The sequence below is a fragment of the uncultured Dysosmobacter sp. genome, from assembly GCF_947631165.1.
Lineage (GTDB): Bacteria > Bacillota > Clostridia > Oscillospirales > Oscillospiraceae > Oscillibacter.
In genome coordinates this window covers 1-8,922 of record NZ_CANRKH010000070.1, presented here as the reverse complement: position 1 = coordinate 8,922, position 8,922 = coordinate 1, and the positions used below count along the sequence as shown (strand labels likewise).

The window sequence follows — 8,922 nt, the reverse complement described above, 5'->3', positions numbered from 1 at the left end:
AGTCTTTTTTGGTTGGATATGGAATTGCTCTCGCCGTCCATCTCATCGTCACGGCTCAACCGCTCGTATAAGGCGGTTATCTTTCTGTTGGGCTTCATAGGCTTGCGCTCCTTTCTTTGCTTACGGCTTGTACGGTTTAAGACGCTTTCTAATTGAGTGATTAGGAAGTCTCTTAGAGCGTACAACTCCGCTGGCTAACTTATATTTGGCGTACTGACGCACAGCGAAGTGCTGGGGGTTGCGCTTGGCGAGGCCGTCAAACATATAGTCCACGGCGTTTTTGAAGCTCTCGTCATCCTCCCGGACTTCCATGCTGTTTATCATTTCCACCAGCGTATTCATGTTCCGTTCTTCCTCCGGCCCCTCAAAAACGATATAGGCCACAAGGGCACAGTATAAAAGCGTTTCCGCTTTTGTCCAGAAGGGGTCGCCCTCCTTGCCGTCCCCCTTGGTGTTGGCAATCAGAGCGTTGACGAATTTCAATACATCGCTTTCCGTCTTGATATAGGCCATAGGATTGTAGTGCATGGATTTTGAGAAATCTATGCTGTTGAACACTCTGACCTTATAGCCCTTTTTCTTTTGCAGGAAATAGCCGCATTGGGAGAGGGTGCCGCCCTTGGGGTCTACCACTACATAGGAGCTGTGGGCCTGTAAAAGCTGGGGTGTCAGCCAGAACCTTGTTTTGCCCGAACCGGACGAACCGATAACACAGGCGTTTAAGTTTCTGGCGTTTGCCGGGATTTTGGGCCGGGTGTTCATGGTCAGCCGCTCCGTCCCGGTCAGGATAACATTGTTTTCAAACTTGGGGTCGATGAACGGCTTTATATCCGCCTCCGTACCCCAGCGGGCGGAGCCGTACTCCATATCCCGCCTGAACTTCCGGGACTTCTTGATCTTGGACTGTACCATGAAGTAGAGCCCCACAGCCCCAGCTACGCCTACGGCAAGGTCAAGCAGGGCCAGCCCCGGCGCAGGGGACTGAAACGCCGGGCCGATGGTCTGCACCATGCCGAACAACTTTTCTCCGAGATTGCCGCCTGCCGCCATGCGGTAGGCTGTGCCGCACTTGGAGAAAAACCAAAAGGCAATGAGATAGGGAAAGTTGGGAAGTACATATTTTTTGAGATTTTTGCTTACCGTTCCTCCTTCACCGCCTCTCTGGCCCGTTCCTGCACCTTGGGCCTTGCCGCAATCTCCTGAACGAACTGTCGGAGCTGTCCGAGGATAGACGGCCTCTCCTGACTGCGGCCCAGCACTTTTTCCGAATATTTGGAGAAGGCCGCCGTGACAGCGTCCGCCTGATCTGCCTTGAAAAACAACAGATAATGTCCGGGACTGGTCTTGTGAAAAGCGTAGTCCACATGGAACTCCTTGGCGATACGGTCAAAGTCCTTGGGGGCTCCTACCAGCTTCATGGCGTTCTTTGTACCGTAATGGTTCATCAGCTTCTTTACGGACTGTCTGCCTTGGGGGCGTTTTCCCGCCTCATGCTGGGCCTTGATCTCTGCCGCCGCCTTTCGCAAAGCGACGGCGAGCACCCTACCAGAAAGCCGAAGGGCCTTGACCGATACGGCTACTGTCCGTTCCTCTACATATTCCTGCATACTGCCTCCTTTCTGCCGGGAAAATCAGGAGGGGCGGGAGGCCCCCGGGGAGCCGCCCGCCGCATAACGGCACCTCGAGCCAACTTGGCCCGAGGTCTACCGTTCTTCATGGGTTGGCCCGGCCTTGTCCTTATGTGGGACGGGCGGAGCCTCCTTGAATTGTTTGAGCGTTGCTAAAATGGAGCGTGTTTCCTCCTTTTCGTCCCGGGTGTGAACATTGGAAATACGGTAATCCTCGGGAATATCGTCCAGCCCGGTATAATGTTCGATGAATTTTCCCTGATTGTTGAACACATAGCCGCCGGGAGCAAAGTGTCCGCCCTCGTTGATACGCACATCCCGCCCGTATGCCTCATAGTCGATATAGTCAACTAAATACTCCGGGATTTGGAGAGCGTCAAGCTCCAGAAGGTACATACGGCCCAGATCTTCCTCATTCTCCACTTCGGGGTAAAACTCGAAGCAGTCAAGGTTTTGGGTCAGATTTATCAAATCCTTCACGCTGCCTGTGTACTCCCCGGCGTCCATGACGGCCTCCAGCTTTTCCAGCTCGTCCGGGCTCATTTCTTCCAGCAGGTGCGCCAGATAATTGAGCTCGTCAAGGCTTTCATATTCCCCGAGGTGGTCATACAGCCCCGGCACATCGCTGTCATAGTCGGTAATGAAGTATTCCTCATACCGCTTGCCGTCAATGCCGATCCGGGAAAAGAGGGCCCGCACTTCCTCGGGGGTGGTGGGAAATTTCAGATATTCCCCGACCTCGGCCCCTCGTTCCGGGTACATTCCCAGATTGGTCACATAGGCTTCAAACATCACAGCGGCCCTGCTGGTTCACCGTCAGGATACCGTCAAGGGTGGTGGCTGTGATATTGAGCCGCCTGGCGACGGCAATATCGTTCTTCACATCCTCGTCCACCTCGCCGCCGCAGACCACAAGAACATGGGAGCGGCGCAGAAGGTCACGCCGCATATCAATCCCATCCTTGTGCTCTCCGGGAATATCATCGTTGATGAACAGCGGCAGATAGAGAATAGGGCAGATAGGAGAAAAGCCCGCTTCGTATGCCATGCGGCAATAGCGGGCGGCCATCTCCATATCCGTATCAGGTTCACCGCACCATGCGGCGGTAATATATGCCAAAGGTCGTTTCATTGGTTTTCCCTCCATTCCTACTTATTATAAAGCTATACCATAAGAGCCCATCCCCTCCGCCCCTTCCCGTGGGAAGGGGGACGGCTCAAAGGAATATCTATATCCCCATCGCTCGCCGCCAGAAAGCACAGCCGGGAGAAATCTGTCAAGGGTGCCTTCGGCACCGCCTGCGGCGGCTCTGGCCCTTGACTGATTTTCCCGGCTATGCTATGTAAGACCCGGCGATGGGGAATATCAAATATCCTTGGAGCTCCGGGGTGCGGGGCAGAGCCCCGCATAGTTCCTCGGGCCAACTTGTCCCGAAGCGGGCGTTACTTTTCAGGCTGGGGAGCTTTTTTCTCCGGCCCCTTGACTTCCTTCTGCTGGCCCTTCCAGTCATCCAGCAGCTTGATGATCTGGTCTTTCATTTCCCTCGGGGTGGTTTCCTTCCCGAAATATTTACTCAATTCCGCACCTGTCAAAATCACTTTGTCTACCTCCTTTTTATCCTCCATCATAATGCCGTCGATCACATCCCCATTCAGGACGCCCTTCTGGTCAAGCTCCCGCATACGCTGGGCCTGTGAAAGAGAAGGGGCCGACTGCTGGCTCTCAATGGCAACAGCGATATACCGCTGGTTCTTGGGCTTGATATAGGACAGCTCCACGGCAGGCGTGAACTTGATCTGCCCCTCGTCCATCATTTTCTGCAAATCAGGTACAAGGTCATTGAGCTTGATATACCGCTGTACCTGCTTGACAGTCATTTTATTCCGCTCGGCCACGACCTCATTAGAACGCCGTCCGGTGTCCTTCGGGTCAAGTTGGCCCGAAGTGAAGTCCTTGGCCCCTTGGTGCTTGATGGCCTCCAACTGCATTTTCAGGGCCTTGGCCCTCTCGCTGGGGAGGATATTCTCACGCTGATTGGTGTTGTCCTCCACCATCTGCGTGATGGCCTGCTCGTCCGTCAGGTTGCGGATGATACAAGGCATATCCACAAATCCGGCAAGCTCGCTGGCCTTCTGGCGGCGGTGGCCTGACACGATCTCATAGCCGCCGTCCTCACGGGGGCGGACGATAGCGGGCTGGGTCACACCCTTGTCCTTGACGCTGGACACCATCGCTTTCATTTCCTCGTCGTTGCGGACTTGGAAGGGGTGGTTCTTAAAGGCGTGAAGGTCAGACAGCTTCAGATAAACGATCTGTTCGTCCTTCTGCGGGCGGGGGGCCTCGGCGGGAGCCGGGGGCGTTTCAGGCTGGGCGGGAGCTTTTACCTCCTGTGTGCCCTTGGCGGGCTTGGGAGCCTTGGGGGCTTTCCCGGTCTTTCCAGCGGCAGCTTTTTCAGCTTTCTTGGCCGGGGCGGGCTTCTGTGCCGCTTTATCCTTCTTGCCAGGAACCTCCTTCTGGGCGGGAGCCGCTGTTTTTTCGTCCTTGGGAGGGCGGCCCCGGCGTCTCGGCGGCGGGGCCTGCTCCTTCGGCGGTTCCTGCTGCGCCCCAGCCTTTTCAGCCGCTTTTTTCTCCGCCATGATTTCAGAGAAGTTAAAGACGGACACACTGGCGGCTTTCTCTGCCTTGGGAGCCTCCGCCGCTTTATCAGGCTGGACGGGAGCGGCCTGTTCGGGAGCTTTCGCCTGATCCGGGCCAGCGGCTTCCGGGGCCGTCTGTTCCTGCTGGGCTGTGGGAGCACCGCCGCCCGCTTCGGGCTGTACCGGGGCCGGGCCAGCGTCAGGCACTTCTGCGCCAGTCATATTTTTTGATTTTTCATCGGCCATTCGCATTACCTCCTTCTTATTTGATGGCATAAAAAAAGAGCCTGACTTTTTCCGTCAAGCTCTTTGGCAGTGGGTACCTCCTTTCCCTGCGCCCATGAAAAAACCGCCCTGTGTCTCAATAGGGCGGTAAATTCAGTAGGTTGGCAGTCCATTTTTAGTTGTTTTATGTAGTATCCCTTTGTACACTGACGCAATCAATCCCCCTTAACTAAAATTTAAGTATGATTTTCCTCTTCATACAGAATGCCCTGGTCAAACAGCGCTTGGATCTCCGCGTCTTCATACCCATATTTTTTCATGATCTCTCTAGTCTGCTCGCCAATCATCGGCGGTGCATACTCAAAGCTAGGCGGCGTCTCACTCATCGTCAGCGCCGAAGAAATATACTTGACATCGCCGCATACCGGATGCTGATAAGACTTTATGACACCCATGTGCTGTACCTGTGGATCCTTCTCGACCTCTTCCATATCCTGGACTTTTGCTACCCAGAGATCCTCTTCCAGCATTTTTTCCAGCCAGTAATCCACCAGCTTTTTTCATCATGATATCCTGCATTCTATAAAAGATTTCATCTCGCTTGCTGAACAGCTCATCATTCTCCATATATGTCAGCAGCTCTGGTGCCTCCAGGACCTTCACGACCTTATCAAAGGGATTCATTGCAATCGTCAGATAGCCATCAGCGCACTTATAGACGCCAAAGGGTACCCCATACATGGGATGTGCAATACCAGAGTCCGGACGTTCCACATGAATATCCAAGTTCAGCATCCCAAAAAATGCCTCGCTTTGCATAGCTAGCATAGACCTCATGAGATCAACTTCGATATGCTGACCTTTTCCTGTTTTCTGCACATACAGCAATCCTGCCAGAATTCCATAAACGAGGTTCAAGGAGGACAGGGCATCCGCCAGAACTGGTCCGATTGGAACGGGTCCATCTTTCTTGCTTCCTACAAAGGTCATCATACCGCACAGGCCTTGGATCAGCTGGTCCTGTCCCGGGCGGGTCACATAAGGACCAGATGGACCATACCCAGAATTGCTGGCATAGACAATTCGAGGATTGATGGTTTTCAGTTTTTCATATCCGAGGCCTAAACGGTCCATAACACCGGGCCGAAAGTTTTCAACAACTACATCAGCCGTTTCGATCATCTTATAGATAATATTTCTGCCGGCTTCTTTTCGAACATCTAAAGAGATGGATTTCTTATTTCGGTTCCACGCCATATATTGCGGTGAGAGGTTTTCACCCATTTTTTTGCCCAGATGATCCATTCCACGGAACAGATCGCCGCTTTTCAATCGTTCAACTTTGATGACTTCCGCTCCCAAGTCACCCAGCATCTGCGTGGCATACGGCCCTGCCAGAAGCTGTGTAAAATCAATAACTGTAATTCCATCCAACGCTTTTTTTGCCAAGATAACCACCAATCTTTCTACATAATTTTTGCTGAAGCAATGGATATTTAATGTATGCAAATTTCTTTATACAGTCTGTTAAAATTTTCTGCCATGGTTTCAGGACTGATCCGATTCCGAATGTCCTTTTGCAATTGCTCGCCAGCAGCCGTATGGAAATAGGGCCATTCAACAAGCTGTGGACGAACAAATGCCATCTGGTGCGTGCGTAGTGTGTTTTTGAAAAAATTGTTCGTCATTTGATTATTTTTTTCATCGAGCCAGGCAGACATCGTTGCGGGCTGTCCGCCGGATAATGTATATATACCTTTTTGGACATCAGGTGAAACTACAAATTTCAGATATTCAACCGCAGCGGGTATCTTTTCTGAGGAAATTCTGCTTGAAATCGCAATGCCGACTCCGCCTAATACCGTTGAAACCTCCGCATCGCTGTTAATCAGCGGAGCATCATAATACTCCAGCAGGTCTTTATGGTAACCGCAGCGGGAATAATTCGTATAGCCAAATCCATATGGAGAATAAACGATGGTTCCCTCCTCTGACATAGCATTGTATACATCAATCGGATTCATATCAAAAGAATCAGGCTGTGCAATAGCTGCCATTCTACTGATAACAGATGCTGATACAGCCCCGCTCTTCAGATCAATTCCATTCTGCAAATCAAAATAGTTGCGTCCCTTTTGTTGAGCAGTTAAATTCATGAAAATACATGTCATATCCGTTGCCCAAAACGGGAACCCAATCTGTTTGTTTTCCGGAATGGCTTCTTTTAATGCAAAAATGTCATCAACGGTTTTTGGTACTCTCCAATTTCGGGAATGAAAGAACTCAGCATTAAAAGCCGCTGTTTCACAGGCCACATCCATTGGCAGTGCCTGAATGGTATCCTGCAAGCAATAGCAATCAAAGCTTGCCCCAATTGCTTCTCCCCGCAATATTTCTAAAAACGATGTGTCTATATACTCCTTCAAGTCCAGCAACAAATGCTTTTTCAATGCCTCAGGCATAAACGGGTGATCCACAGCGATAAGATCAACTGTATCCAGCAATTTCTCAATCTCTCCATCGCCAAAATCTTTCAAGCTCCTTTTCCGCCAGGAAATTGTCACATCAGGATGAATCCTATGAAATTCATCACTGGTTGCAATCATGGGATTTACTCCGCGTTCATGATCCCATGTGATGCCACGTAATTCCATACGCCCCTCCATTGTTTCGTTGTATGAAATATAAAATTCATATAATGAAATTATAGGCTTATATATATTCCGATAACCCCGTATTGTCAATACAGCAAAATTCTCAACAATTCGACGTTTTTTTGTCTTAATTATCAAATTCTCTCTTTCCAAATGCATGACCATTTATATCAAAAGCTGGATTTTGCTTGAAATCATTATTTTTAATATACATGACTTGCTTTTTTTCATTTCTTGATATAAGTTAATGTTAAATGCCAAGTAAGGGGAGAAAGAGATGTCTAATTCTTCGGAGCGTTCTGTCGAGCGTGTGCTGGATCTATTGGAAGAACTCGCAAACTGGCCTTATGGAGTTTCGCTGTCTGATATTTCAAGAGCCGTACAGCTTAATAAGACAACTGTTTATCGCCTTCTAAATACTTTGATTGATAAGGGCTATGTTCTTAAAGATCCAGTCAGTGGAAAATATCGCTTGAGCATGCGCCTTTTTGAGTTGGGGAGTCAGGGGCAAAATGGCCGACACATCTTAACCGTTGCCCTTCCATATATGGAAAGATTGGCCCGAAAAACGAATAAAACGATCTGTCTTGCCATCCCAGATGGAGTAGATGTCGTTTATTTGTTCAAAGGCGGAGCTTATAACATCGGAGCCAGAACCCCTATTTATGTAGGGCTTCGTGCACCTATGTATTGTACAGGTACAGGAAAGAGCATCATGGCCAGCCTGTCAGATGAAGAAATTCGAACGATATGGAAACATTCATCCATCAGTAAAGTTGCTGATAACACGATCACTTCCCTGCCCACTTTTCTGGAAGAAATCGCCCGTATTCGAGTTCAGGGATATGCTATCGATAATGTGGAGCACGACATTGGTTTTTGTGGCGTGGCTGCGTCAATTTATGACTGTAATCATTATCCCTGTGCTGCAATTGGTGTTTCAGGGTCTGTCAAAGAGATTAGCTTGGAGCAATTGCACACTCTTGCTCCTGAAATCAAAGAAATCGCAAATGAAATCAGTCAGCTATTAAATAACTAAGTACTGGGGCGTTTTACTTCAGAATGGATATTTGATAAAATAAGAAACGCAAATTTATTCTGATTTACCGATATTAAAAATTCTATTTGTTTTTGCGATCTTCAATCAATCTATAGAATCCACCTGAATTCAAAATTTTCTATAGTAATATGTAATTAAAAACTCTTTTCAACAATAGTCAAATCGTTTTCTCTACTATAACTAATGGAAATGTAGTGCGTCTGGTCCGAGACACCATATGGTAAATATTCGCAGAAACGAGCCCTCTTTTCACCTGTTTGAACACCAGCAGGGATTCAGAGGGAAAAGAATGGAAAGATAATTTCCGGTCATCCGGAAATCAATTTGACCGCTTATCGCAATCGAAGCGTTCTTTTGGGATTTGAGTATCCTGCCAAAAACACTTCGTTTTTTATTGCATAAAATCAGAACCGCCCCCTACCATTAAGTAAAATCTGATCCCATATGCAAAAGAGCTTGTCTCCATGCTCTATAAATCCGTCATCAATCTGCCGCCATGTTCGCAGGCAGCTCCGATAATGATCATAATTTACTGTTCAGTGAGTGGCAGATTCTCTCTGGCGGCCCTTTGTCCCACAAAACATAGAAAACAGGAGCTATCCCATAGGGATAGCTCCTGTTTCTATACGTGTAAAGTTTTCTTCTTACTTCGCGGCCTTGGCAGCCTTGATGGCCTCGATCAGCAGCGGGGTGACCTTGAACAGGTCGCCGCAGATGC

8 protein-coding genes and 1 pseudogene are annotated in these 8,922 nt (G+C 49.2%); 1 reads left to right on the top strand and 8 read right to left on the bottom strand.

The genetic code is table 11. The annotated features are described in order from the left end of the window. Window positions 1–186 precede the first annotated feature (186 nt). From Q0Z69_RS16060 to Q0Z69_RS16025, 8 genes and pseudogenes are all read right to left on the bottom strand, one after another. Window positions 187–1,092: pseudogene (locus Q0Z69_RS16060) on the bottom strand (type IV secretory system conjugative DNA transfer family protein); the annotation flags it as partial. Window positions 1,093–1,136: 44 nt separating this feature from the next. Continuing rightward, window positions 1,137–1,607 carry a PcfB family protein gene (locus Q0Z69_RS16055; protein ID WP_298035415.1) on the bottom strand — a complete coding sequence of 157 codons (471 nt, stop codon included), beginning with the start codon at window positions 1,605–1,607 and terminating at the stop codon, window positions 1,137–1,139. 96 nt (window positions 1,608–1,703) lie between these two features. Continuing rightward, window positions 1,704–2,420: an antirestriction protein ArdA gene (locus Q0Z69_RS16050; protein ID WP_298035414.1), complete on the bottom strand. Its 717-nt coding sequence runs from the start codon at window positions 2,418–2,420 to the stop codon at window positions 1,704–1,706. After that, window positions 2,413–2,760, bottom strand: a complete 348-nt coding sequence (locus Q0Z69_RS16045; protein ID WP_298035413.1) for a hypothetical protein — start codon at window positions 2,758–2,760, stop codon at window positions 2,413–2,415. The genes Q0Z69_RS16050 and Q0Z69_RS16045 overlap by 8 nt, the downstream gene beginning before the upstream one ends. Window positions 2,761–3,071: 311 nt before the next feature. Next, window positions 3,072–4,511, bottom strand: a complete 1,440-nt coding sequence (locus tag Q0Z69_RS16040) for a ParB/RepB/Spo0J family partition protein (RefSeq protein ID WP_298035412.1) — start codon at window positions 4,509–4,511, stop codon at window positions 3,072–3,074. A 215-nt stretch (window positions 4,512–4,726) separates the two neighbouring features. Further along, window positions 4,727–4,981 (bottom strand): CoA transferase, encoded by a 255-nt coding sequence (locus Q0Z69_RS16960; protein WP_367272340.1) that lies wholly within the window; start codon window positions 4,979–4,981, stop codon window positions 4,727–4,729. Then, window positions 4,869–5,939, bottom strand: a complete 1,071-nt coding sequence (locus tag Q0Z69_RS16030; protein WP_298035410.1) for a CaiB/BaiF CoA-transferase family protein — start codon at window positions 5,937–5,939, stop codon at window positions 4,869–4,871. The genes Q0Z69_RS16960 and Q0Z69_RS16030 overlap by 113 nt, the downstream gene beginning before the upstream one ends. A 47-nt stretch (window positions 5,940–5,986) precedes the next feature. After that, the gene (locus Q0Z69_RS16025; RefSeq protein ID WP_298035409.1) at window positions 5,987–7,144 is read right to left on the bottom strand and encodes an ABC transporter substrate-binding protein; all 1,158 of its coding nucleotides are present in this window, start codon (window positions 7,142–7,144) and stop codon (window positions 5,987–5,989) included. A 277-nt stretch (window positions 7,145–7,421) separates the two neighbouring features. Between Q0Z69_RS16025 and Q0Z69_RS16020 the strand changes: the two genes are divergently transcribed. Beyond that, complete coding sequence (locus Q0Z69_RS16020) at window positions 7,422–8,183, top strand: IclR family transcriptional regulator (protein WP_298035408.1); 762 nt, start codon at window positions 7,422–7,424, stop codon at window positions 8,181–8,183. Window positions 8,184–8,922: the final 739 nt, after the last annotated feature.